The sequence below is a fragment of the Streptomyces sp. NPDC021115 genome (genome assembly GCF_044333065.1).
Classification (GTDB): Bacteria; Actinomycetota; Actinomycetes; order Streptomycetales; family Streptomycetaceae; genus Streptomyces.
Map to the genome: position 1 here is coordinate 718,860 of NZ_JBIRQF010000002.1, position 23,701 is coordinate 742,560.

The following is a 23,701-nucleotide window of genomic DNA, read 5'->3' on the forward strand; positions in this document are numbered from 1 at the left end:
CGCGCGTTGACCTGAACCTTGGTTCAAGTCCTACCGTCCTCAGTACGTGCCGCCGGTCCGGACCCACCGGCGTAACTCCCGTGGCGGCACCCCGAACCCTTCGGAGGTGCGCGATGAGCATGGAAGTCACCGCGTGGCATTCCCTGTACCAGGCCACCCACGCCAGCGACGACCGGCGGCCCTTCTCCCGGGCGACCCTGCGCCGCATCGGCGCGTTCGCCCGCCCGCACCGCCGTCCGCTGCTGCTGTTCGTCCTGCTGAGCACGGTGGTGGCGGTGACCGCGGTCGCCACCCCGCTGCTCGCGGGCCGGGTGGTGGACGCGATCGACCACCACGCTCACCCGTCCACGGTGACCGGTCTGGCCGGGCTGATCGCCGCCATCGCCGTGGCCGAGGCGGCGCTCGGGCTGCTGACCCGGCGGCTGTCCGCGAACATCGGCGAGGGGCTGATCCTCGATCTGCGCACCGCCGTCTTCGACCATGTGCAGCGGATGCCGGTCGCGTTCTTCACCCGCACCCGCACCGGTGCGCTGGTCAGCCGCCTCAACAACGATGTGATCGGCGCGCAGCGGGCGTTCAGCGACACCCTCTCCGGAGTGGTGAGCAACGCGGTCACGCTGTTGCTCACCTTCGTCGTGATGGTCGGCATCTCCTGGCAGATCACGCTGCTCGCGCTGCTGATCCTGCCGATGTTCCTGCTGCCCGCCCGCCGGGTCGGCCGCCGGCTCGCCACGCTGCGGCGCGAGGCGGCGGCCCACAACGCGGCGATGGGCACCCAGATGACCGAGCGGTTCTCGGCGCCCGGCGCGACGCTGGTGAAGCTGTTCGGCCGCCCGGCGGAGGAGTCCGCCGAATTCGCCGCGCGGGCCCGCCGGGTGCGGGACATCGGGGTGCGTACGGCGATGGTCCAGGTCTCGTTCGTCACCGCGCTGACCCTCGTCTCCGCCCTGGCGCTCGCCCTCGTCTACGGCCTCGGCGGCTACTACGCGCTGCGCGGCAGCCTCGAACCCGGCGCCGTCGTCTCCCTCGCGCTGCTGCTGACCCGGCTGTACGCGCCGCTGACCGCGCTGGCCGGGGCGCGGGTGGAGGTGATGAGCGCGCTCGTCAGCTTCGAGCGGGTCTTCGAGGTGCTGGATCTGAAGCCGCTGATCACCGAGAAGCCGGACGCCCGGCGGGTGCCGGACGGGCCGGTGTCGGTGGAGTTCGACGCCGTCGACTTCGGCTATCCGTCCGCCGACAAGGTCTCGCTCGCCTCCCTGGAGGAGGTCGCGACCCTGGACACCCGCGGCGGCGTCCAGGTGCTGCACGAGGTGTCCTTCCGCGCCGAGCCCGGCCAGATGGTCGCCCTGGTGGGTTCCTCCGGCGCGGGCAAGTCGACCATCGCGCAGCTGCTGCCGCGGCTGTACGACACCGACGCGGGCGCCGTGCGGCTGGCGGGTGTGGACGTCCGCGACCTGACCGCCGCCTCGCTGCGCGAAACCCTCGGCATGGTCACCCAGGACGGCCACCTCTTCCACGACACGATCCGCGCCAATCTGCTGCTGGCCCGCCCCGAGGCGGCCGAGGACGAGCTGTGGGAGGTGCTGCGCCGGGCCCGTCTCGACGGGCTGATCGCGTCGCTCGCGGACGGTCTCGACACGGTCGTCGGCGAACGCGGCTACCGCCTCTCCGGCGGTGAGCGCCAGCGGCTGACCATCGCCCGGCTGCTGCTGGCCCGTCCCCGGGTGGTGATCCTCGACGAGGCCACCGCCCATCTGGACTCCACCTCCGAGGCCGCCGTGCAGGAGGCGCTGGCCGAGGCGCTGGACGGGCGGACCGCGGTGGTGATCGCCCACCGGCTGTCCACGGTGCGGGCGGCGGACCTCATCCTCGTCGTGGAGGACGGCCGGATCGTGGAGCGCGGCACCCACCACGCGCTGCTCGCCGCCGACGGGCGCTACGCGGAGCTGTACCGCACCCAGTTCGAAACCCAGGAACCCGGAACGCCCGGAGGCCCCGACGAGCCCGGCGAGCCCAGGGAGGCGGCGGGGGCGCTGAGCTGAGCCGCGTAGGCTGGGGGGCTGATCACCCCATACCTTCCGGAGCACATTTCCCGTGAGCCCCCAGTCCGGCCCTCCCCGTCGCAGCCGCCCCGGCAAGCCCTACCGCCGACCGAAGAAGGACCCCGTACGGATCCTCGCCTTCGAGGCGCTGCGGGCCGTCGACGAACGGGACGCGTACGCCAACCTCGTCCTCCCGCCCCTGCTCCGCAAGGCGCGGGAGGACGGCGGCTTCGACGCCCGGGACGCGGCGCTCACCACCGAGCTGGTCTACGGCACCCTGCGCCACCAGGGCACCTACGACGCGATCATCGCCGAATGCGTGGACCGCCCGCTGCGCGAGGTGGACCCGCCCGTCCTCGACGTGCTGACCCTGGGTGCCCATCAGCTGCTGGGCACCCGCATCCCCACTCACGCCGCCGTCTCCGCGAGCGTCGAGCTGGCCCGGGTGGTGCTGGGCGACGGGCGCGCCAAGTTCGTCAACGCGGTGCTGCGCAGGATCGCCGACGCGGACCTCGACACCTGGCTGGAGCGGGTCGCCCCGCCGTACGACGAGGACCCCGAGGACCATCTCGGCGTCGTGCACGCCCATCCGCGCTGGATCGTCTCGGCGCTGTGGGACGCCCTCGGCGGCGGCCGGGCCGGGATCGAGGACCTGCTGGAGGCGGACAACGAACGCCCCGAGGTCACCCTCGTCGCCCGCCCAGGACGGTCCCGCCCCGATGAACTGGTCGCCGCGGTCGGCGAGGACTCCGCGCTGCCGGGCCGCTGGTCCCCGTACGCCGTGCGGCTCACCGAGGGCGGCGAGCCCGGGGCGCTGGACGCGGTCCGCGAGGGGCGCGCCGGGGTGCAGGACGAGGGCAGCCAGCTCGTCGCCCTCGCGCTCGCGAACGCCCCGCTGGACGGCCCCGACGCGCGCTGGCTGGACGGCTGCGCCGGCCCCGGCGGCAAGGCCGCGCTGCTCGGCGCGCTCGCCGCGGACCGCGGCGCCGCCCTGCTGGCCGCCGAGAAGCAGCCGCACCGCGCCCGCCTGGTGGAACGGGCCCTGGCCGGGAACCCCGGCCCGTACCAGGTGATCGCCGCCGACGGCACCCGCCCGCCGTGGCGGCCGGAGAGCTTCGACCGGGTGCTGGTCGACGTCCCGTGCACCGGCCTCGGCGCCCTGCGCCGCCGCCCCGAGGCGCGCTGGCGCCGCCGCCCGGAGGACCTGGCCGGATTCGCCCCGCTCCAGCGCGGACTGCTGCGCGAGGCGCTGACCGCCGTTCGCGTCGGCGGCGTCGTCGGCTACGCGACCTGCTCCCCGCACCCGGCCGAGACCCGCGCCGTGGTCGAGGACGTGCTCGGCGAGGCCCGCAAGGGCCAGGGCGCGACGGCGGAGTGGATCGACGCCCGCCCCCTGATGCCGGGCGTCCCCGCCCTGGGCGAGGGTCCCGACGTCCAGCTGTGGCCACATCTGCACGGCACCGACGCCATGTACCTGGCCCTACTGCGCCGCACCGCCTGAAGGGGCGGGGGGCGTTCGAACGGGAGGCCGTCACGGGATATCTTGATGTCGAGCAATGTTACAGACGTGGAGCGGAGCACCCGGTGACTGACTCGACCATCATCTATACGCACACCGACGAGGCCCCGGCCTTGGCGACGTATTCGTTCCTGCCTGTGGTCGAGGCCTACGCCTCGACGGCCGGGGTCTCCGTGGAGCGGCGGGACATCTCCCTGGCCGGGCGCATCATCGCTCAGTTCCCCGAGCGCCTCGAGGCGAGCCAGCGCATCGAGGACGCCCTGGCCGAGCTGGGCGAGCTGGCCAAGACGCCCGGGGCCAACATCATCAAGCTGCCGAACATCTCGGCCTCCATCCCGCAGATGAAGGCGGCCATCGCCGAGCTGCAGGAGCAGGGCTACGCGCTGCCGGACTACCCGGACGACCCGAAGACCGACGAGGAGCGGGACATCCGCGCCCGCTACGACAAGGTCAAGGGCAGCGCGGTCAACCCGGTGCTGCGCGAGGGCAACTCCGACCGCCGCGCCCCCGCGTCGGTCAAGAACTACGCCAGGGCCAACCCGCACCGCATGGGCGCCTGGTCGGCCGATTCCAAGACCAACGTCGTCCACATGACCGGTGACGACTTCCGTTCCACCGAGAAGTCCGCGGTGATCGCCGAGGACGGTGCGCTGCGCATCGAGCTGACCGGTGACGACGGCTCCACCACCGTGCTGCGCGAGTCGGTGCCGGTGCTCGCGGGCGAGGTCGTGGACGCGTCCGTGATGCGCGTGGCCGTGCTGCGCGAGTTCCTGAAGGAGCAGGTCGCGCGGGCCAAGGCCGAGGGCGTGCTGTTCTCGGTGCACCTGAAGGCCACGATGATGAAGGTCTCCGACCCGATCATCTTCGGCCATGTCGTACGGGCCTTCTTCCCGAAGACGTTCGCCGCGTACGGCCAGGCGCTGGCCGCGGCCGGGCTCACCCCGAACGACGGGCTCGGCGGCATCCTCAAGGGCCTGGAGTCGCTGCCCGAGGGCGCGAAGATCAAGGAGTCCTTCGAGGCGGAGCTGGCCGAGGGCCCGGAGCTGGCCATGGTCGACTCCGACCGCGGCATCACCAACCTGCACGTCCCGAGCGACGTCATCGTCGACGCCTCCATGCCCGCCATGATCCGCACCTCGGGTCACATGTGGGACACCAAGGGCGAGGAGGCCGACACCCTCGCGGTCATCCCGGACAGCAGCTACGCGGGCATCTACCAGGTCGTCATCGACGACTGCCGCGCCAACGGCGCCTTCGACCCGTCGACGATGGGCTCGGTGCCCAACGTCGGCCTGATGGCGCAGAAGGCCGAGGAGTACGGCAGCCACGACAAGACCTTCGAGATTCCGGCCACCGGCACCGTCCGGGTGACCGACGGCCAGGGCAACCTGGTGCTGGAGCAGACGGTCAGCGAGGGCGACATCTTCCGGATGTGCCAGACCAAGGACGCCCCGATCCGGGACTGGGTCAAGCTCGCCGTCACCCGCGCCCGCGCGACCGGCGACCCGGCGGTGTTCTGGCTGGACGAGGGCCGCGCCCACGACGCCAACCTCATCGCCAAGGTCAAGCAGTACCTCCCGGAGCACGACACCGAGGGGCTGCGCATCGAGATCATGTCGCCGGTCGAGGCGATCGCGTTCTCCCTGGAGCGCATCCGCCGCGGCGAGAACACCATCTCGGTCACCGGCAACGTGCTGCGTGACTACCTGACCGACCTGTTCCCGATCCTGGAGCTGGGCACCAGCGCCAAGATGCTGTCGGTCGTGCCGCTGATGAACGGCGGCGGGCTGTTCGAGACCGGCGCCGGCGGCTCCGCGCCCAAGCACGTGCAGCAGCTGGTCAAGGAGAACTACCTGCGCTGGGACAGCCTGGGCGAGTTCCTGGCGCTCGCGGTCAGCTTCGAGCACCTGGCAACGACCACCGGCAACGCGCGGGCCCAGGTGCTCGCCGACACCCTGGACCGGGCGACCGCCACGTTCCTCCACGAGAACAAGTCGCCCAGCCGTCGCGTCGGCGGCATCGACAACCGCGGCAGCCACTTCTACCTGGCCCTGTACTGGGCGCAGGAGCTGGCCAAGCAGACCGAGGACGCCCAGCTCGCCGAGGCGTTCAAGGCGCTCGCCGCGACGCTGACCGAGCAGGAGCAGACGATCGTGGACGAGCTGCTGGCCGTCCAGGGCTCGCCGTCCGACATCGGTGGCTACTACCAGCCCGACGGGGCCAAGGCGTCGGCCGTGATGCGTCCGTCGCAGACCCTCAACCAGGCGCTGTCCGCCCTGAGCTGACGGTCATCCCGGATGCGTTCCGCCCCGGCCGGTGCTTCCGGCCGGGGCGGTTCCGTATCGATGGCGCCGCCAGGGCACCGTGGGCATCGCCTCCCGTGGGACGAGGGCCGGGGCGTACGGCGCCGCCGTGACCGCGGCCGCGTCGAGGCCCCGGTGTACCGCCCGGGCCACGGCCTGGATCGTGGCGACGCCGTCGCTCATGCGGGCGTTGTCCTCGGTGAGCACCGTGAGCGTGTAGTCGTGGCCGTGTCCGGTGAACGCGCCGATGCTGTGCACCCGCCAGCCGTGCGTGGCCCGGGGCAGCCAGCCGTTCTTCACCTGGACCGTGGTGCCGCGCGGCGCGCCCGCCGGGGTGCCCCAGCGCTGTGAGGGGACGACCCTGTGCATCAGCCCGAGGGCGTAACGGCGGGATCTGCTGCCGAGGACCGGGTTGCGGTGGGTCAGCAGTTCCAGCAGTCTCTGCTGGTCCGTCGCGGTGATCCGGGTCAGCCCCCAGTGCCCGCCGTCGCCGGGCACGGTCCGCGTCATCCCGGCGAGCCGCAGCAGCGCCGTGACCCGCTGCACCCCGAGGCGGCGCCACAGGGCGGTCGTGGCGGCGTTGTCCGACCTGGTGATCATGGCGGCGGCCAGTGCGTTCTCGTGGCGCGTCAGCAGCCGGTGGTGGGTCCGCGCGTCCCGCAGCAGGGCGGCAAGAACGGTCACCTTCACCACGCTCGCCGAGTCGAACCACTGGTCACCGCGGAGCGTGCAGCGGGTGCCGGTGGTGTGGTCGCGCAGGGCGACCGCGGCGGTGGCGGGCCTGCCGCGCAGCGCGGCGGTGACGTCCAGGGACAGCCTGGCGGCGAGCCCGGGCACGGCCGAGGCGCAGGCCACCACCGGGCTCGCCGTGGCGGTCCCCGCTCGGGCCACCGGAGCGGTGAGGAGTCCCGCCGCCAGTGCGAGGGAGAGGGCGGCGTGGTTGCGCCCGGGCATGCGCTGTCCTGTTGTGATCGGTCGCATCGTCGCCTTCGCCTTCGGCCTTTTCCAAGATCCACGATCACGACATCGCGCCGCCCGCACGGCCGCAAGCGGGACGAGGCAACCGGGGGCGTCCGGGGTGGCGACGGGGGCGGGCCGACCGGGCGGCGACCGGATCGTGATCATCCCGGGTCCATGGCCCGGCGCCGGGCGTGGCAGGCTGGTGCCATGGCCGTGCAGATCAATCCCAGCATCCTGTCCGCGGACTTCTCCCGCCTCGCGGACGAAGCCAAGGCCGTCGAGGGTGCCGACTGGCTCCATGTCGACGTCATGGACAACCACTTCGTGCCCAATCTGACCCTCGGAGTGCCGGTGGTGGAGGCGCTGGGCAAGGCGACGGACACGCCCATGGACTGCCACCTCATGATCGAGGACCCGGACCGCTGGGCGCCGAGTTATGTGGAGGCGGGGGCGGGCTCGGTCACCTTCCACGTGGAGGCCGCGGCCGCGCCCGTACGGCTGGCGCGCGAGATCCGGGCCAAGGGCGCGCGGGCGGCGATGGCGCTCAAGCCCGCGACCCCCATCGAGCCGTACGAGGACCTGCTGCCCGAGCTGGACATGCTGCTGGTGATGACCGTGGAGCCCGGCTTCGGCGGGCAGGCGTTCCTCGACATCATGCTGCCCAAGATCCGCCGCACCCGTGAGCTGATCTCCCGGCACGGCCTGGAGATGTGGCTCCAAGTGGACGGCGGGGTGTCCGCCTCGACCATCGAGCGGTGCGCGGAGGCGGGCGCCGACGTGTTCGTGGCGGGTTCCGCGGTCTACGGTGCGCAGGACCCGGACAAGGCCGTACGCGAGCTGCGCGCCCTGGCCGAGAAGGCGTCGGGCGCCACGGGGCCGTGCGGCCACTGAGCTACCGGTCGGTGAACGTCACGGTAAAGCGCGAACCAACTCCACCGTTTCTGACAGGATGAACGGTGAGGCCGGAACATTGACAAGTGAGGAGACCGCGGTGTCGACGGGCCGTTCAGCCACGCGGATGGGACCCGCCGAACTGGTGCAGGCGGCGGCCATGGCGCGCCGCTTCTACCTCGAGGGCAAGTCCAAGATCCAGATTGCCGAGGAGTTCGGGGTCAGCCGTTTCAAGGTCGCGCGGGTGCTGGAGACCGCGCTCGAACGCGACCTGGTGCGGATCGAGATCCGGGTTCCCGCCGAGCTCGACGCGGAGCGCTCCGACGCGCTGCGCGCCCGGTACGGGCTCCGCCACGCGGTCGTCGTCGAGTCCCCGGCGGACGCCGAGGCCGACACCCCCGACCCGGAGAACCTGGGCGAGGTCGCCGCCGACCTGCTGGGCGAGCTGGTGAACGAGGGCGATGTGCTCGGGCTGGCCTGGGGCCGTTCCACCATCCACATGGCCGCGGCGCTGCACCGGCTGCCGCCGTGCACCGTCGTCCAGCTCACCGGCGTGTACGACGCGGGCACGGCCGAGCGCGGCTCGGTCGAGGCGGTCCGGCGCGCCGCCGCCGTCTCCGGCGGCGAGGCCCACCCGATCTACGCGCCGATGCTGCTGCCGGACACGGCCACGGCCGACGCGCTGCGCGGGCAGACCGGGATCGCCCGGGCCTTCGAGTACTTCGACAAGGTCACCGTGGCCTGTGTGTCCATCGGTTCCTGGGAGGCCGGGATCTCCACGGTGTACGACATGCTCACGGAGAAGGAGCGGGCCCACTACGAGAGCCTGGGCGCAGCCGCCGAGATGTCGGCCCACCTCTTCGACGCCGAGGGCCGCCGCATCGGCCGTGACCTGGGCGAGCGGTGCATCACGGTCGAGGCCGACCGGCTGCGCAGGATCCCCGAGGTGGTGGCCATCGCGGGCGGCCGCCGCAAGGCGGAGGCGATCGGCGCGGTGCTGCGGTCGGGGCTGGTCACCAGCCTGGTGACGGACACCACGGCCGCCGACCATCTGCTGCTGGAGGCCGACCCGGGCCCCCGCCCCGCCCTCGACCGGGCCGACCCCGACGGCGCGTAGGCGCGCGCTCCCGGCGCCCTCGGGCGTCGGGAGCACCGTTTGATTAAGGTCTGTATTGCGGGTCGCATGGGACACTGAAGTACGTGCGTTTCCTCAACGATCAGAAGCCGCCGTACGACCTGACGTACGACGATGTGTTCATGGTGCCGAGCCGCTCCGCGGTCGGCTCCCGCCAGGGCGTCGACCTGGCCTCACCCGACGGCACCGGCACCACCATCCCGCTCGTCGTCGCCAACATGACCGCGATCGCGGGGCGCCGGATGGCCGAGACGGTCGCCCGGCGCGGCGGCCTCGTCGTCATTCCGCAGGACATCCCGATCGAGGTCGTCGCCGACGTCGTCCGCTGGGTCAAGGGCCGCCACCTGGTCCTGGACACCCCGATCGTGCTCGCCCCCTCCGGCACTGTGGCCGACGCCCTGTCGCTGCTGCCCAAGCGGGCGCACGGCGCGGGCGTCGTGGTGCAGGACGGCCGCCCGGTGGGCGTGGTGACCGAGTCCGACCTGACCGGCGTGGACCGGTTCACGCAGCTGTCCGAGGTGATGTCCCGGGAGCTGCTGCTGCTCGACGCCGACATCGACCCCCAGGACGCCTTCGGCCGCCTCGACGCGGCGCACCGCAAGTTCGCCCCGGCCGTGGACGCAGACGGCAGGCTGGCCGGAATCCTGACCCGCAAGGGCGCGCTGCGCGCCACGCTGTACCAGCCCGCCGTGGACGCGGACGGACGGCTGCGGATCGCCGCCGCCGTGGGCGTCAACGGCGATGTGGAGGGGCGCGCCAAGGCGCTGCTCGACGCCGGGGTGGACGCCCTGGTCGTGGACACCGCGCACGGCCACCAGGAGTCGATGATCGGCGCGCTCAAGTCGGTCCGCGCGCTCGGTCCGCGGGTGCCCGTCGTCGCGGGCAACGTGGTCGCCGCGGAGGGTGTGCGCGATCTGATCGAGGCGGGCGCGGACATCGTCAAGGTCGGCGTCGGCCCTGGCGCCATGTGCACCACCCGCATGATGACCGGCGTGGGCCGCCCGCAGTTCTCCGCGGTGCTGGAATGCGCCGCCGAGGCGCGGAAGTTGGGCAAGCACGTCTGGGCGGACGGCGGGATCCGGCATCCGCGTGACGTGGCGATGGCGCTGGCGGCCGGGGCGTCCAACGTGATGGTCGGCTCGTGGTTCGCGGGGACGTACGAGTCCCCGGGCGACCTCCAGCACGCCGCCGACGGGCGGCCGTACAAGGAGAGCTTCGGCATGGCGTCCGCGCGCGCGGTGCGCAACCGCACCAGCGAGGAGTCGCCCTACGAGCGCGCCCGCAAGGGGCTGTTCGAGGAGGGCATCTCGACCTCGCGGATGTTCCTGGACCCGGCCCGGCCGGGCGTCGAGGACCTGATCGACTCGATCATCGCGGGGGTGCGCAGCTCGTGCACCTACGCGGGCGCGAACTCGCTGGAGGAGTTCCACGAGCGCGCCGTGGTCGGCGTACAGAGCGCCGCGGGCTACGCGGAGGGCAAGCCGCTGCACGCCAGCTGGGAGTGAGCCGGGTTCGCCTCGGCTCTGGGCGCTTGGTTCGGCTGGGGGCACCTCCCAGCGGTAGCTGGGGGAGAACCGAGCCCTAAATGAAGGGGGCCGGCCCCCACTCGGCTCGGGTGAGTGGGGGCCGCCCGCGTGTGTGCGGTGGTGTTACCGGATGACGCCGCGGGGGTCACCGCCTCGTCGGGGCAGGGCGTGCCGGGGCGGGCTGGTGAGGGTGATCTGGCGTACCAACTGGTGGAACGAGACCAGCGCGGCCACCGGGGGGAGACCGGCGACGGCCATGCTGGGCGCGTTCTTGGGGGCGTGCGCGACGCACAGGAACACCGCGATCGTGGAGAACAGCACCACCACCGCCCACGAGTGCGCCGCCCCGCGGCGGTGCAGCGCGGCCCGCAGCACGGACAGCGAGGCGACCAGCCACGGCCCGTAGACCAGCAGGGGCCACCACGCCGCCATGGACTCCGAGGTGCTGGGGGAGGCCAGATAGCGCAGCGGACGGTACGAGATCATCCCGCCCAGCACGCTCAGCATGGCCACGATCACGGTGGTCATCGCCGCGAAGATCAGGCTGATCATCTGGAGCCACGGCATGGTCGGCAGCCGGAAGCGGACCCGGCGGCGCTTGCCGCGCCCGCGCACATGGGTGGGGGAGGGGGACCGGATGGGGATCGGCCCGGTGGAGTGCGCCACCGGGTCCTCGACGGGCGCGGAGACGGGGACGGACACGGGGACGGAAGGCGGGACGGGGGCGGCGACGGGCGGGGGGACGGTGGGGTGGGCGGAGGTGGTCTGGAGCAGTCGCGCCAGATCTCCTTCCAGGTCCCAGCGGCCCTCCAGGGAATCCGGGTCCGGCAGGGGGAAAGGATTCATCTCGTACTCGACGCCCATGTCGAACCGCTCGGCGGGGTTGGGCGGCGGGTAGTGGCCGGTGGGGTGAGGCCCGTAGCCGCCCGGCCTCGGCTCGGTGTACGTCATGCCTGGACGCCCGCCTCGACGCCCGGCTCCGCCGCGCCGGAGTGCGTCGTACCGGAGCGCTGGAGGAAGTCGTCCTCGATCCTGCCCAGGGTCGTGAGGAAGTCCTCCCAGACCCTCGAGCAGTATTCGAGGGGGTAATCGTGCGGGAAGCGCTCGTCCTCCGTCCCGTGATCCCGGGCCCGGAACACGGGTTCGGCTGTGAGCGGAGCGTGGTCAGGGGGTTGCAGCCTGTCAGTCGTCACGTCCCCACCAACGACCGCCAAATTGGTGCCGTATCGCGGCATTCGGGTGAATCGGGGGGTGACTCGCGCACGGGTGTCGCAATGATTCCCTGGCGAGCGCCCCCGCGCGCAATGTTCGGACACGTATGCGCAAGGATGGTGCATTACGGCCGTGGCCGGACGGCTCATAGGGTCTTGCGCTGACGCTGAGTGGCGCCAGGGCGACTGCTCGGCGATTCCCACCTGCGGATTTGTCACCGGGCATCGCTATGCCCGCGTCCGGTCCGCCGTCACCAGACATCCATGCCGATGGCAGCGATTAAGGAGCCCCCCACGTGTTGGAGCACGGCGCAGCCCCTCCCACCGCCCAGCGACCGGAGTCAGGGCCTCCGGCCGGTGGGCTCGGCGCCCGCCTGATGCGGCGCAAACCGGTGGAGCGGCTGGTCGCCGAGGGTGGCCACGGCGAGGGCGGAAGCCTGCGGCGCACCATGGGCGTCTGGCAGCTGACCATGATCAGCATCGGCGCGACGCTGGGCACCGGCATCTTCGTCGTCCTCGGCGAGGCCGTGCCGGACGCGGGTCCCGCGGTCGTCGTGTCGTTCGTGATAGCCGGGCTGACCGCGCTGTTCTCCGCGCTGTCGTACGCGGAGCTGGCGGGCACCATCCCGGTCTCCGGGTCCTCGTACTCGTACGCCTACGCGACCATGGGCGAGCTGGTCGCCTGGGTGTGCGGCTGGTGTCTGATCCTGGAGTACGGCGTCTCGGTCGCGGCCGTCGCGGTCGGCTGGGGGCAGTACCTCAACGAGCTGCTGGACGGCACGCTCGGCGTCACCATCCCCGACGCACTGGCCGCCCCGCCCGGCGACGGCGGCGTGTTCAACCTGCCCGCGCTGCTCGTGGTGCTGCTGGCCATGGCGTTCCTGCTGGGCGGCGCCAAGGAGAGCGCCCGGGCCAACACGATCATGGTCGCGGTGAAGATCGCCGCGCTGGTCCTGTTCTGCGCCGTCGCCTTCACCGGCATCCGGGCCGGGAACTACACGCCGTTCATGCCGCTGGGCATGGCGGGCGTCAGCGCCGCAGGGGCCACCCTCTTCTTCTCGTACATCGGCTTCGACGCCGCCTCCACGGCGGGCGAGGAGGCCAAGAACCCGCAGCGCGACCTGCCGCGCGCGATCATGCTCTCGCTCGTCATCGTGACCGCGCTGTACTGCCTGGTCGCGGCCGTGGCCGTGGGCGCCCTGCCGTGGAAGAAGTTCGCCGGCACCGAGGCCGCGCTCGCCGGGATCATGAAGGACGTCACCGGGCAGAGCTTCTGGGCCGTCGTGCTGGCGGCCGGTGCGGTCATCGCGATCGCCTCCGTGGTGCTGACCGTGCTCTACGGCCAGACCCGCATCCTCTTCGCGATGTCCCGCGACGGGCTGGTCCCCTCGGTCTTCTCCAAGGTCCACGCCGGGACCGGGGTGCCGCGCGCCAACACCGTCATCGTCTCGCTCTTCTGCGGCGTCCTCGCCGCCGCGATCCCGCTCGGCCAGCTCGCCGACGCCACCAGCATCGGCACGCTCTTCGCGTTCGCGCTGGTCAACATCGCCGTGATCGTGCTGCGCCGGACCCGGCCCGAGATGCCGCGGACCTTCCGGGTGCCGCTGTCGCCGCTCTTCCCGCTCATCGGCTTCGGGCTGTGCCTGTGGATGATGAACAGCCTGGAACTGGTGACCTGGGTGGTCTTCGGAGTCTGGATGGCCGTCGGGCTTGTGCTGTACTTCGCCTACGGCATGCGCCGATCCCGACTGGCCACAGCAGAGAAGTGACACCCCCCTCAGTGCGACTGAACGACCTCGACGAACGCATCGTCCACGCCCTCGCCGAAGACGCCCGCCGCTCCTACGCCGACATCGGCGAACTGGTCGGCCTGTCCGCCCCCGCCGTCAAACGGCGGGTGGACCGGCTGCGGGCCGACGGCGCCATCACGGGCTTCACCGTACGGGTGGACCCGGCGGCGCTGGGCTGGGAGACCGAGGGGTTCGTGGAGCTGTTCTGCCGCCACAACACCTCGCCCGACGACATCCGCCGGGGCCTGTCGCGCTACCCCGAGGTGGCGTCCGCGTCGACCGTCACCGGCGACGCGGACGCCGTCGTCCAGGTCTTCGCCGCCGACATGCGCCACTTCGAGCGGGTGCTGGAGCGGATAGCGGGCGAACCGTTCGTGGAGCGCACCAAGTCGGTGCTGGTGCTGTCGCCGCTGCTGCGGCGCTACACCTCGGGCGCCCCCACGTAGTCCCTCCCCGGGCGGTGCGCAACGAATCGCCGTATCGGGCCGAAAACGCGTAACGGATGCACGGCGAGCGCGCAACGATCGCGGCTTGTCGGCCGTTCTCGGCGCAACGTACCGTTTTCTGCGTACGGTCACGTCTCCCCAGAGGTCCCCATGCCGCCGCTGCGCACCGCCCTGCTCCAGAGCTCCGGTCACCCCGGCGACCCCGCCCGTAACCTCAAGGCCCTCGACGCCGCCGCCGAGCGCGCCGCGGCGGACGGGGCCGGGCTGCTGGTCACGTCCGAGATGTTCCTGACGGGCTACGCCATCGGCGACGGGGTGCACCGGATGGCCGAGCCCGCCGACGGGCCCAGCGGCCAAGCCGTGGCCGAGATCGCCGCCGAGCACGGCATCGCCGTCCTGTACGGCTACCCGGAGCGCGCCGGGGACGCCGTCCACAACTCCGCCCGCCTGGTCGGCCCCGACGGCACCCCGCTCGCCAACTACCGCAAGACCCACCTCTTCGGCTGCTTCGAGAACGACTGGTTCACCCCCGGCGACACCCCCGTCGTCCAGGCCGAACTCGGCGGGCTGACCATCGGCATCATGATCTGCTACGACGTGGAGTTCCCGGAGAACGTCCGGGCCCACGCCCTGGCCGGAACCGATCTGCTGCTGGTGCCGACCGCGCAGATGCACCCCTTCCAGTTCGTCGCCGAATCGCTCGTCCCGGTACGGGCCTTCGAGAGCCAGATGTACATCGCGTACGTCAACCGCAGCGGCCCCGAGGGCGAGTTCGACTTCATCGGGCTGAGCTGTCTGGCCGGGCCCGACGGCACCATGCGCGCCCGGGCGGGCCGCTCCGAGGAGCTGATCTTCGGCGACGCCGACCCCCGGCTGCTGGCCACCTCGCGCCGCATCAACACCTACCTGCGCGACCGCCGCCCCGGGCTGTACGGGTCCCTCGGCTGACCCGTCGCCCCTCCCTCACTTTCACCCTCACCGCCGCATCCGCAAGGAGTCCGTACCCGATGACGTCCACGGTGCCCACCGCCGTCCACGACGAGCACGAGTCCGAGCACACCGACACCCTCCCGCCGGTCACCATGTTCGGCCCGGACTTCCCTTACGCCTACGACGACTTCCTCGCCCACCCCGCGGGCCTCGGCCAGATACCGGCGACCGAGCACGGCAGCGAGGTCGCGGTCATCGGCGGCGGGCTGTCCGGCATCGTGACCGCGTACGAGCTGATGAAGATGGGGCTCAAGCCCGTCGTGTACGAGGCCGACCGGATCGGCGGGCGGCTGCGCACGGTCGGGTTCGAGGGCTGCGACCAGGAACTGACCGCCGAGATGGGCGCGATGCGGTTCCCGCCGTCCTCCACCGCGCTCCAGCACTACATCGACCTGGTCGGCCTCACCACCGCGCCGTTCCCCAACCCGCTGGCCCCGGACACCCCGTCCACCGTCGTCGACCTCAAGGGCGAGTCCCACTACGCCCGCACCATCGACGACCTGCCGGAGGTGTACCGCGAGGTCGCCGCCGCCTGGAACGCCTGTCTGGAGGAGGGAGCCGGCTTCTCCGACATGAACCGCGCCATCCGCGAGCGCGACGTGCCGCGCATCCGCGAGATCTGGGCGAAGCTCGTGGAGAAGCTGGACAACCAGACGTTCTACGGCTTCCTCTGCGACTCCTCCGCCTTCACCTCCTTCCGCCACCGGGAGATCTTCGGCCAGGTCGGCTTCGGCACCGGCGGCTGGGACACCGACTTCCCCAACTCCATCCTGGAGATCCTGCGCGTCGTCTACACCGAGGCCGACGACCACCACCGCGGCATCGTCGGCGGCAGCCAGCAGCTCCCGCTGCGGCTGTGGGAGCGCGAGCCGCAGAAGATCGTCCACTGGGCGCAGGGCACCTCGCTGTCCTCCGTGCACGACGGCGCGCCGCGCCCGGCCGTGACCCGGCTGCACCGCGCCGCTGGCGACCGGATCGTGGTGACGGACGCGAGCGGCGACATCCGCTCGTACCGGGCGGTCGTCTTCACCGCGCAGTCCTGGATGCTGCTCTCCAAGATCGACTGCGATGACTCGCTCTTCCCGATCGACCACTGGACGGCGATCGAGCGCACCCACTACATGGAGTCCAGCAAGCTCTTCGTGCCCGTCGACCGGCCGTTCTGGCTGGACACGGACGAGGAGACGGGCCGGGACACGATGAGCATGACGCTCACCGACCGGATGACCCGGGGCACGTATCTGCTGGACAACGGCCCGGACCGGCCCGCCGTCATCTGCCTCTCGTACACCTGGTGCGACGACAGCCTCAAGTGGCTGCCGCTGTCCGCCAACGAGCGGATGGAGGTCATGCTGAAGTCGCTGTCGGAGATCTATCCGAAGGTCGACATCCGCAAGCACATCATCGGCAGCCCGGTCACGGTGTCCTGGGAGAACGAGCCGTACTTCATGGGCGCGTTCAAGGCCAACCTGCCCGGCCACTACCGCTACCAGCGGCGGCTGTTCACCCACTTCATGCAGGACCGGCTGCCGGCGGATCAGCGCGGCATCTTCCTCGCGGGCGACGACATCTCCTGGACCGCGGGCTGGGCCGAGGGCGCCGTGCAGACCGCGCTCAACGCGGTGTGGGGCGTGATGCGCCGCTTCGGCGGCGCCACCGATCCGGGCAACCCGGGGCCGGGCGACCTCTACGACGAGATCGCGCCCGTGGAACTCCCCGAGGACTGACCGCCTCCGGTGCCTGGCAGGGGAGTGAGCAGACAGCGCCCGACGAGCCCCACGCTCTTGTCGATCCGCTCCGCGAACTCCTCCACCAGCTCCGGCAGCCCCCGCAGCCCCCACAGGGCGCGGAACGCCGCCCACGCGGCGTCCCGCGCCTTGTCCAGGCTCCAGGAGCCGATCAGATGGGTGAGCGGATCGGCCGCCTCCAGCGCGTCCGGGCCGGGCATCAGCTCCTCCCGGATCCGCTCCTCCATCCCGGCCAGCAGCGCCCCGACCCGGTCGAAGTCGCCCTCCAGGGCGGCCGGTTCCACGCCCCGGGCGCGGCAGGTGTCCACCAGCGCGAGCGCCAGGTCGTTCCCGATGTGCGCGTTGATCCCGGCCATCGCGAACTGCACCGGGCGGACGGCAGGATGGGCACGCAGCTCGAACAGCGGCCGCCAGCAGGCCGGTGGCCGCCGCCCGGCCGCCCCCGCGTCGACCGCTGCCAGATAGCGGCAGGCGAACCGTACGTCCAACTCCTCGGTGGCGGCCGGGTCCTGGAAGTACCCGCTGCCGAGACGGCGGCCGACCTCCTCGGTCACCGACAGATACACCCGGTTGAAGACCGCCACCCCGTCCTCGGGCGGCAGCGCCGCGCCGAGCGCGCTCATGCGCGCCACGACGCTCTGCACGGTACGCGGCGTCTCCAGCCGCTGGGCGGGCATCGTCATGCGCAACAGCGTGGCAGCGCACCCCCGCCCCCCGGGACCCGGTGCGCCGTCACATCCCCCGGACGGCGCAACGGTTCGGCGCGGACCGTTACCGCGCGCCCGCGCCTGCCCCCCAGCGGCTGACGGTCCCTAGGGGGTGTCGTCGTAGGTGCTGGTCCCCGCGTCCAGCAGGGGCTCCCGCGACGGCTTCAGATGGGCCGGGGCCAGCGCGCGCAGGGCGTGGTAGCCGACGATCACCACGATCGTGCCCAGCGCGATCCCGCTCAGCTCGAAGTTGTCGCTGATCTTCAGGTTCACGCCCCCGACGCCGATGACCACGCCCGCCGCCACCGGCACCAGGTTCAGCGGGTTCCGCAGGTCCACCCCGTTGTGCACCCAGATCTGCGCGCCGAGCAGGCCGATCATGCCGTACAGGATCACCGTGATGCCGCCCAGCACCCCGCCCGGCACCGCCGCCACGATCGCGCCGAACTTGGGGCACAGCCCGAAGAGGAGGGCGAACCCGGCGGCGGCCCAGTAGGCGGCGGTGGAGTAGACGCGGGTGGCGGCCATGACGCCGATGTTCTCGGAGTACGTGGTGGTGGCCGGGCCGCCGACCGCGGTGGACAGCATGGTCGCGGCGCCGTCCGCCGCGATCGCCGTGCCGAGCTGGTCGTCGAGCGGATCGCCGACCATCTCGCCGACGGCCTTCACATGCCCGGCGTTCTCGGCGATCAGCGCGATGACGACCGGCAGCGCGACCAGGATCGCCGACCAGTGGAACTGCGGCGCGTGCAGGGACGGCAGCCCGATCCAGTCGGCCTTGGTGACGCCGGACAGGTCCAGCCGCCAGTGGTCGGTGACCTTCCCACTGCCGTCGATCGAGTGGATCGTGCCGAAGACGCGGTCGAAGATCCAGGAGATCGCGTAGCCGAAGAGCAGCCCGAGGAAGATCGCGATGCGCGACCAGAAGCCGCGCAGACAGACCACGGCCGCGCCGGTGACCAGCATGGTCAGCAGCGCGGTCCACTGGTCGGCGGGCCAGTACGTCGAGGCGGTCACCGGCGCGAGGTTGAAGCCGATCAGCATGACCACCGCACCGGTCACCACGGGCGGCATCGCCGCGTGGATGATCCGCGCCCCGAACCGCCGCACCGCGAGTCCGCTCAGCAGTAGCGCCCCGCCCACCACCAGGATCGCCCCGGTCACGGCGGCGCTGCCGCCGCCCTGCGCCCGGATCACCGCGGCCACGCCGACGAACGACAGGCTGCACCCCAGATAGCTGGGCACCCGGCCGCGGGTCGCCAGCAGGAACAGCATGGTCGCGACCCCGGACATCATGATCGCGAGGTTGGGGTCGAGACCCATCAGCACGGGGGCGACGAAACTCGCCCCGAACATCGCCACGACATGCTGGGCGCCGAGGCCCGCCGTCCGCGGCCACGACAGCCGCTCATCCGGCCGGACGACGGCTCCCGGGGCGGGGGTGCGCCCGTCGCCGTGCAGGGTCCAGCGCACGCCGAGGCCCATGACTGCTCCACTTCATTTCGGCATACAGAGGAGATCCGCATGACAGGGGGATCGGAGCAATGTTAGTTGGCCGAAAATACGCCGCTCGGCCTCGCCCGGCCCCGCCCGGGTCCGCAACCCGACGGTTGATCGACAACTGGGCAACAGTCCTGATGCCGCCCTGGAGTTGGCGCCGCACCGGGTGTGAGGGTGGCGCGCATGGCCTTTCGATCCACCTCCCACACCCTCGCCGTCTGCGCCGCCTGCCTGGCCCTCGCCCCGCTCACCGGATGCGGCCCGGACGGCGGCGAACCGTCCTCCTCGAAGGGCGGGACCTCGGCCGCCGGGCAGCCCAGCGCGCCCACCGAGAGCCGGGCGCCCTCGCGGGGGAAGGGGTCGAAGGACCCGGACGACCTCAACGGGGACGGCCACCGCGACCTCGTACTGCCCCTCTTCAAGCCCGGTCAGGACCCCGCCGAGGGCACCGACGAACGGGTCGGCGTGGTCTACGGCTCGGGGAAGGGGCTCGACCCCGCGACCCGTACCGTCCTGGGCCGCCGCGACCTGGGCCTGCCAGGCCCCCCGGCGAACCCTCCGGTGGGCGCCATCGGACGTGATTCCGTCTCCAGGGACGATGTGGTCACCGCCGACCTGGACGGCGACGGCTTCGCGGACGTCGTCACGACCGCACCGTCGGGGGAGCGCGTGGGGGACGGGAACATCAGCGCGCCGCCGTCCACCCCGTACGTCATGTGGGGCGGCCCCGACGGCCCGCGGAAGGGCGCCGAGGTGACCCGGGTACGGCTGCCGGAGAGCGTGTCGAAGCTGGGCGTGACCTCGGTCGTACGCGGCGACTTCGACGGCGACGGCCACCACGACCTGGCGGGGCTCGCCCAGAACCAGTCCTCCACGGTGGTGCTGTACGGCCCGTTCCCCCGCTCCGGCGAGCCGAAGCGCACCGACACCAGCCTGCCGTTCACGGACGGGGAGCTGGCCGCGGACGACATCGACCCGACCGGCAAGGCCCGCGCGACATCGCTGCTGGTCCATGGCGTCAGCGACGGCGAGCAGTCCGGCAACACCCTCCACGCGGCCCGCCGCGGCAGCGGCCTGGCCGCCGAGGGCCGGAAGCTGCGCGGCGGGAACGCCCACGCCTTCGGCGACTTCGACGGCGACGGACAGCGCGATGTGGCCGTCGGGGACGACGGCAGCCGCAACGACGAGCCCGGTGAGGGGGCCGAGCCGGAGGACGTCGACGGAAAGCTGACCGTGTACCCGGGCAGCGGCGGCGCACCGGTCACGCACGACCTGCCCGAGGCGCCCAAGGGCGCGCGCACGGACTACGGACCCGGCGGTTTCACGGCCGCCGACCCGGACGGCGACGGCCGCGACGGCATCCTCGTCGCCACGTACGAGGGCGCCACCCTCATCGACGGCGACCGGCGCACCCCGGTCACCCGGCAGGGGCCCGCGAAGGCCGACGGCAAGAAGACGCCGAAGAAGTGGCGGCACGCCCGGTCCGCCGGGGCCGCCGACTACGACGGCGACGGCAAGGACGAGCTGATCATGAACTGGGGGGCCGGGACCCTGTTCGGCCTCTACGGTGAGCAGCCCACCCACTGGTGGATCACCGACGGCACCGGCTCCCGCGACAAGTCCTCCTTCACCACCACGGAGTTCGTGAAGAAGTAGCAGGCATCAGGAGGCCGTCGTATCGGGGGCGCGGTCCGCCCGGCCGGGCTCCGGGGCGCCGCCCGGGCCCGCCGTGGCGGACGGCCCGCGCAGCACCCCGGCCCCGGCTACCAGCCCCAGCGACAGCGCCGTGACCAGGCCGAAGGACACGGTCAGCGAGGTGATGTCGGCGATCGAGCCGATGGCCGCCGGGGCGATCAGCCCCGAGGTGTACATGATCGTCGCGACGCCCGCGATCGCCTGGCTCGGGGCCGGGCCGCTGCGCCCGGCGGCGGCGAAGGCGAGGGGAACGACGACCGCGATGCCCAGCCCGATCAGGCCGAATCCGGCGATCGCGGGCACCGGACCCGCTGCCGTGACCACCAGCACCCCGCCGAGCGTGGCCAGCACCCCGCTCGCCCGTACGGTCCGCACCGGGCCGATCCGGCCCACCACCGCGTCCCCGGCGAACCGGGCCGCGGCCATCATGCAGGAGAAGGCCGTGGTGCAGGCGGCGGCGACACCGGGGGAGGAGTCCAGCACCTCCCGCAGATAGACCGCCGACCAGTCCAGGCTCGCGCCCTCGGCGAACACCGCGCAGAGCCCCACCGCGCCGATGACCAGCGCGGAGCGGGGCGGCAGGGCGAAGCGGGGCGGCGGATGCTCTTCGGGGGCGCTCCGCAGGTCCAGGACCCACCTGCAGGCGCCGGTGCCCAGCAGCGTGAGCACCGCGGCGGCGATCGCGAGGTGCACCCGGGCGTCGGTGCCCGCGTGGGCGGCCACCGTGCCCGCCGCCGAGCCGAGCAGCGCGCCCGCGCTCCACATGCCGTGCAGCCCGGACATGATCGACCGGCCGAGCCGTTCCTCGATCTCCACGCCGAGGGCGTTCATGGCGACGTCGGCCATCCCGGCGGTCGCTCCGTACACGAAGAGCGCCCCGCACAGCCACACCGCGCCGGGGGAGAGCGGGGGCAGCACCAGGGCCAGGCACCACAGGGCGATCAGCCCGCGCAGCGCCGCGCGGGCGCCGAAGCGGTGGCTGATCGCCCCGGCCAGCGGCATCGCGCAGGAGGCGCCGATCGCGGGGAAGGCGAGGGCGATCCCGAGCCGTCCCGCGCTGATGCCCAACTGCTCCTGCACCCAGGGGATACGGGTGGCGAAGTTGCCGGTGACCGCGCCGTGGACCGCGAACACCGTGGCGACGGCCATGCGGGCGCGCCGTACGTCACGCGGGGTCGGTTCCGTACCGCCGCTCATCGAGGCTCATCGCTGCTCATATCCGTACTCTGCGCGGGCCCGGCGGTCCGGCTCAAGGCTATTTCCGCACGATCTCTTGTCGTGGTCATGGTCCATCCCTACCCTGACCATCAATCTCGATTCTGAATGCGGTTCAGATATCTGATTGGAGTGCTCGATGGTTGCGACTCCAGCGGAGCGCGGGTTACCCACCCGCGCGATCGTCGTCCTCGCTGCCCTGCTCGCCCTCCTGGCCGCGTTGGCGGCGCCGTCCGCCCAGGGCGCCGACCGGGGCCGAGGGTCCGGCCGGGTGCCGGACACGGTGGTGCTCGACGGCTCCCGGCTGGCCCTGACCAAGCTGAAACTCCAGCTCGGAGACCGTGGGCTGAAGCGGACCCTGCGCGACCTGACCACTCAGGCCGACCAGTGGATGACCCAGGGGCCGTGGACCGTCACCGACAAGGACCAGGTGCCGCCGAGCGGTGACAAGCACGACTACTTCAGCCAGGCCCCCTACTGGTGGCCCAGCCAGCCGAAGACTGACGACAATCCGTATGGCTGCCCCTATGTTCAGAAGGATGGCCAACGGAACCCCGATGTGGACAAGATGACCGACCGGCCCGAGGTCGGGAAGGTCTTCGAATCCGCCTACGAGCTGTCCCTCGCCTGGTACTACACCGGCAAGCGGGGGTACGCCGAGCACGCCGCCGACATCCTGCGCACCTGGTTCGTCACCCCGGCGACCCGGATGAACCCCAGCCTGAACCACGCCCAGTTCATCCCCTGCAAGTACGACGGCCGCTCCATCGGCATCATCGACTTCTCCCAGGGCTTCACCAGCCTCCTGGACGCCGCCGCCATCCTCGACACCGGCGCCCCGGGCTGGTCGCGCGGCGACCACGCGGGCTTCCGCACCTGGAACAAGCAGTTCCTCGACTGGCTGGTGAACAGCGACTTCGGCAAGGAGGAGGGCGCCGCCGAGAACAACCACGGCACCTTCTACGACATGCAGGTCGCCGCCCTCGCCGCCGCCGTGGGCGACCGGGGCCTCGCCCGTACGGTGCTGCGCGACGCCCGGACCAAGCGCATCGACACCCAGATCGCCGCCGACGGCAGCCAGCCCCAGGAACTCGCCCGCACCCGCAGCTTCCACTACTCCACGTTCAACCTCGTCGCGTACACGCGGATGGCGGCCGTGGGGCGGCACGTCGGCGTCGACCTGTGGCGCTACACCGGGCCCACCGGCTCGAACCTCTTCAAGGCCGTCGACTTCCTGCTGCCCGCCGCCACCGGGGCGAAGCCGTGGCCCTACCCCGACCTGGAGTTCAAGGCGTACGCCGCGAGCGACCTGGTGCACGCGGCGGCCGACGCGGGCGACCCCCGCGCCCGCGCCGCCGTCCCCGAGCTCCAGACCCCACCCGGCGGCGACCTGTGGTCCCTGCGCCCCGCGGTGGAACAGCTCGACAGCATCGCGCAGGGCTAGGGGGCCATCCCCACCCCGCCCCTTCCCGAACCCGGGGGCCCGGCCCCCGGACCCCCGCTCCGGGAAGCCATGCGAAGGCGCCCGGCCGGGGCCTCACCCCGGGGCTCCCGGGAGCGCACCGGCCCGGCACGGGGGCACGGGCCACCGGCTGGCGACGCACCGAGCGCGACCGGCTCCCGGCCGGACGGGGGCGTCCGGCGGCGGAGCCCCGGGCCCCCACCCCGGGCGGGCAGGGTGGGGGAACGGCGGGGGCGCGGGCCGGGTGGGTGAGGCAGCACACATCGGTCCCGTCTCCCACCTGCGCTGATCGCCGTGGCACACTGAAGCCGTACCAGTGACGTCAGCGCACTCCGGGGTCGGTGAAAATCCGAACCGGCGGTTACAGTCCGCGACCCGTCCGCCGCCAGCGGCCGGTTGACCAGGTGAAATTCCTGGACCGACGGTGAAAGTCCGGATGGGAGGCAGTGCGCGGCGGTAGCGACTTCACCGGTGCGCCGTCTTCGCGGCGGCCGCGCTCCCGGCGCGGGCGTAAACGTGGCGATCCCGGCGTCCCGGCGGTGGCGTTCCCGCTCCTTGTCG

18 protein-coding genes and 1 riboswitch are annotated in these 23,701 nt (G+C 72.3%); of the genes, 12 read left to right on the forward strand and 6 right to left on the reverse strand.

All coding sequences use genetic code 11. The features are described 5' to 3' along the window. Nucleotides 1–113 precede the first annotated feature (113 nt). The 3 genes from ACH4TL_RS08885 (at nt 114) to ACH4TL_RS08895 (ending at nt 5,846) form a co-directional block, all read left to right on the forward strand. Entirely contained in the window at nt 114–2,042 is a 1,929-nt protein-coding gene (locus ACH4TL_RS08885) for an ABC transporter ATP-binding protein (RefSeq protein ID WP_398309760.1), read from the forward strand. Nucleotides 2,043–2,094: 52 nt separating this feature from the next. Continuing rightward, on the forward strand, nt 2,095–3,543 hold the full coding sequence (locus tag ACH4TL_RS08890) for an RsmB/NOP family class I SAM-dependent RNA methyltransferase (RefSeq protein WP_398309757.1): 1,449 nt from the start codon (nt 2,095–2,097) through the stop codon (nt 3,541–3,543). A gap of 83 nt (nt 3,544–3,626) precedes the next feature. Further along, a complete protein-coding gene (locus tag ACH4TL_RS08895; protein WP_398309754.1) occupies nt 3,627–5,846 on the forward strand; it encodes an NADP-dependent isocitrate dehydrogenase in 2,220 nt (739 codons plus the stop codon). 3 nt (nt 5,847–5,849) lie between these two features. On the opposite strand, the gene ACH4TL_RS08900 is transcribed toward ACH4TL_RS08895, so the two are convergent. Then, nucleotides 5,850–6,818, reverse strand: a complete 969-nt coding sequence (locus ACH4TL_RS08900) for a serine hydrolase (RefSeq protein ID WP_398309751.1) — start codon at nt 6,816–6,818, stop codon at nt 5,850–5,852. Nucleotides 6,819–7,031: 213 nt separating this feature from the next. On the opposite strand from ACH4TL_RS08900, the gene rpe reads away from it, so the two are divergent. From rpe to ACH4TL_RS08915, 3 genes are all read left to right on the forward strand, one after another. Then, entirely contained in the window at nt 7,032–7,715 is a 684-nt protein-coding gene (gene rpe, locus ACH4TL_RS08905; protein ID WP_398309748.1) for a ribulose-phosphate 3-epimerase, read from the forward strand. Between the two features lie 127 nt (nt 7,716–7,842). Beyond that, complete coding sequence (locus tag ACH4TL_RS08910) at nt 7,843–8,832, forward strand: sugar-binding transcriptional regulator (RefSeq protein WP_398311521.1); 990 nt, start codon at nt 7,843–7,845, stop codon at nt 8,830–8,832. Between the two features lie 83 nt (nt 8,833–8,915). After that, a complete protein-coding gene (locus ACH4TL_RS08915; RefSeq protein ID WP_398309745.1) occupies nt 8,916–10,355 on the forward strand; it encodes a GuaB1 family IMP dehydrogenase-related protein in 1,440 nt (479 codons plus the stop codon). Nucleotides 10,356–10,499: 144 nt separating this feature from the next. Here ACH4TL_RS08915 and ACH4TL_RS08920 read toward each other — a convergent pair whose 3' ends face one another. Both ACH4TL_RS08920 and ACH4TL_RS08925 read right to left on the reverse strand, forming a co-directional pair. Then, nucleotides 10,500–11,327 (reverse strand): DUF2637 domain-containing protein, encoded by an 828-nt coding sequence (locus tag ACH4TL_RS08920; protein WP_398309742.1) that lies wholly within the window; start codon nt 11,325–11,327, stop codon nt 10,500–10,502. Continuing rightward, nucleotides 11,324–11,569 (reverse strand): hypothetical protein, encoded by a 246-nt coding sequence (locus tag ACH4TL_RS08925; RefSeq protein ID WP_398309739.1) that lies wholly within the window; start codon nt 11,567–11,569, stop codon nt 11,324–11,326. Before ACH4TL_RS08925 ends, ACH4TL_RS08920 begins: the two co-directional genes overlap by 4 nt. Before the next feature lie 314 nt (nt 11,570–11,883). Here ACH4TL_RS08925 and ACH4TL_RS08930 point away from each other — a divergent pair, with 314 nt between their 5' ends. From ACH4TL_RS08930 to ACH4TL_RS08945, 4 genes are all read left to right on the forward strand, one after another. Beyond that, nucleotides 11,884–13,356, forward strand: a complete 1,473-nt coding sequence (locus ACH4TL_RS08930; RefSeq protein WP_398309737.1) for an amino acid permease — start codon at nt 11,884–11,886, stop codon at nt 13,354–13,356. An 11-nt stretch (nt 13,357–13,367) separates the two neighbouring features. Next, nucleotides 13,368–13,823: an Lrp/AsnC family transcriptional regulator gene (locus tag ACH4TL_RS08935; protein ID WP_398309734.1), complete on the forward strand. Its 456-nt coding sequence runs from the start codon at nt 13,368–13,370 to the stop codon at nt 13,821–13,823. Between the two features lie 150 nt (nt 13,824–13,973). Further along, nucleotides 13,974–14,771, forward strand: a complete 798-nt coding sequence (locus tag ACH4TL_RS08940) for a carbon-nitrogen hydrolase family protein (RefSeq protein WP_398309731.1) — start codon at nt 13,974–13,976, stop codon at nt 14,769–14,771. A gap of 59 nt (nt 14,772–14,830) precedes the next feature. Further along, complete coding sequence (locus tag ACH4TL_RS08945) at nt 14,831–16,540, forward strand: flavin monoamine oxidase family protein (protein WP_398309729.1); 1,710 nt, start codon at nt 14,831–14,833, stop codon at nt 16,538–16,540. Here the strand turns inward: ACH4TL_RS08945 and ACH4TL_RS08950 are convergent. Further along, entirely contained in the window at nt 16,501–17,244 is a 744-nt protein-coding gene (locus tag ACH4TL_RS08950; RefSeq protein ID WP_398309726.1) for a DUF5995 family protein, read from the reverse strand. The genes ACH4TL_RS08945 and ACH4TL_RS08950 overlap by 40 nt on opposite strands. A 129-nt stretch (nt 17,245–17,373) precedes the next feature. Beyond that, a complete protein-coding gene (locus ACH4TL_RS08955; protein ID WP_398309723.1) occupies nt 17,374–18,753 on the reverse strand; it encodes a uracil-xanthine permease family protein in 1,380 nt (459 codons plus the stop codon). A 198-nt stretch (nt 18,754–18,951) separates the two neighbouring features. Here ACH4TL_RS08955 and ACH4TL_RS08960 point away from each other — a divergent pair, with 198 nt between their 5' ends. Further along, nucleotides 18,952–20,424 carry an FG-GAP repeat domain-containing protein gene (locus ACH4TL_RS08960; RefSeq protein ID WP_398309720.1) on the forward strand — a complete coding sequence of 491 codons (1,473 nt, stop codon included), beginning with the start codon at nt 18,952–18,954 and terminating at the stop codon, nt 20,422–20,424. A gap of 6 nt (nt 20,425–20,430) precedes the next feature. Here ACH4TL_RS08960 and ACH4TL_RS08965 read toward each other — a convergent pair whose 3' ends face one another. Next, nucleotides 20,431–21,660 (reverse strand): MFS transporter, encoded by a 1,230-nt coding sequence (locus tag ACH4TL_RS08965; RefSeq protein ID WP_398309717.1) that lies wholly within the window; start codon nt 21,658–21,660, stop codon nt 20,431–20,433. Between the two features lie 157 nt (nt 21,661–21,817). On the opposite strand from ACH4TL_RS08965, the gene ACH4TL_RS08970 reads away from it, so the two are divergent. Further along, the gene (locus ACH4TL_RS08970; protein WP_398309714.1) at nt 21,818–23,122 is read left to right on the forward strand and encodes an alginate lyase family protein; all 1,305 of its coding nucleotides are present in this window, start codon (nt 21,818–21,820) and stop codon (nt 23,120–23,122) included. 341 nt (nt 23,123–23,463) lie between these two features. Continuing rightward, a riboswitch (FMN riboswitch) is annotated at nt 23,464–23,594 on the forward strand. The last annotated feature ends 107 nt before the right edge of the window (nt 23,595–23,701 follow it).

Excerpts from the sequence above, each read along its gene's own strand:
- ACH4TL_RS08970 (WP_398309714.1), top strand. The coding sequence starts at position 21,818 with ATGGTTGCGACTCCAGCGGAGCGCGGGTTACCCACCCGCGCGATCGTC.
- ACH4TL_RS08955 (WP_398309723.1), bottom strand. The coding sequence starts at position 18,753 with ATGGGCCTCGGCGTGCGCTGGACCCTGCACGGCGACGGGCGCACCCCC.
- ACH4TL_RS08920 (WP_398309742.1), bottom strand. The coding sequence starts at position 11,327 with ATGACGTACACCGAGCCGAGGCCGGGCGGCTACGGGCCTCACCCCACC.
- ACH4TL_RS08940 (WP_398309731.1), top strand. The coding sequence starts at position 13,974 with ATGCCGCCGCTGCGCACCGCCCTGCTCCAGAGCTCCGGTCACCCCGGC.
- ACH4TL_RS08965 (WP_398309717.1), bottom strand. The coding sequence starts at position 21,660 with ATGAGCGGCGGTACGGAACCGACCCCGCGTGACGTACGGCGCGCCCGC.
- ACH4TL_RS08910 (WP_398311521.1), top strand. The coding sequence starts at position 7,843 with ATGGGACCCGCCGAACTGGTGCAGGCGGCGGCCATGGCGCGCCGCTTC.
- ACH4TL_RS08960 (WP_398309720.1), top strand. The coding sequence starts at position 18,952 with ATGGCCTTTCGATCCACCTCCCACACCCTCGCCGTCTGCGCCGCCTGC.
- ACH4TL_RS08885 (WP_398309760.1), top strand. The coding sequence starts at position 114 with ATGAGCATGGAAGTCACCGCGTGGCATTCCCTGTACCAGGCCACCCAC.
- ACH4TL_RS08900 (WP_398309751.1), bottom strand. The coding sequence starts at position 6,818 with ATGCCCGGGCGCAACCACGCCGCCCTCTCCCTCGCACTGGCGGCGGGA.
- rpe (WP_398309748.1), top strand. The coding sequence starts at position 7,032 with ATGGCCGTGCAGATCAATCCCAGCATCCTGTCCGCGGACTTCTCCCGC.
- ACH4TL_RS08950 (WP_398309726.1), bottom strand. The coding sequence starts at position 17,244 with ATGACGATGCCCGCCCAGCGGCTGGAGACGCCGCGTACCGTGCAGAGC.
- ACH4TL_RS08945 (WP_398309729.1), top strand. The coding sequence starts at position 14,831 with ATGACGTCCACGGTGCCCACCGCCGTCCACGACGAGCACGAGTCCGAG.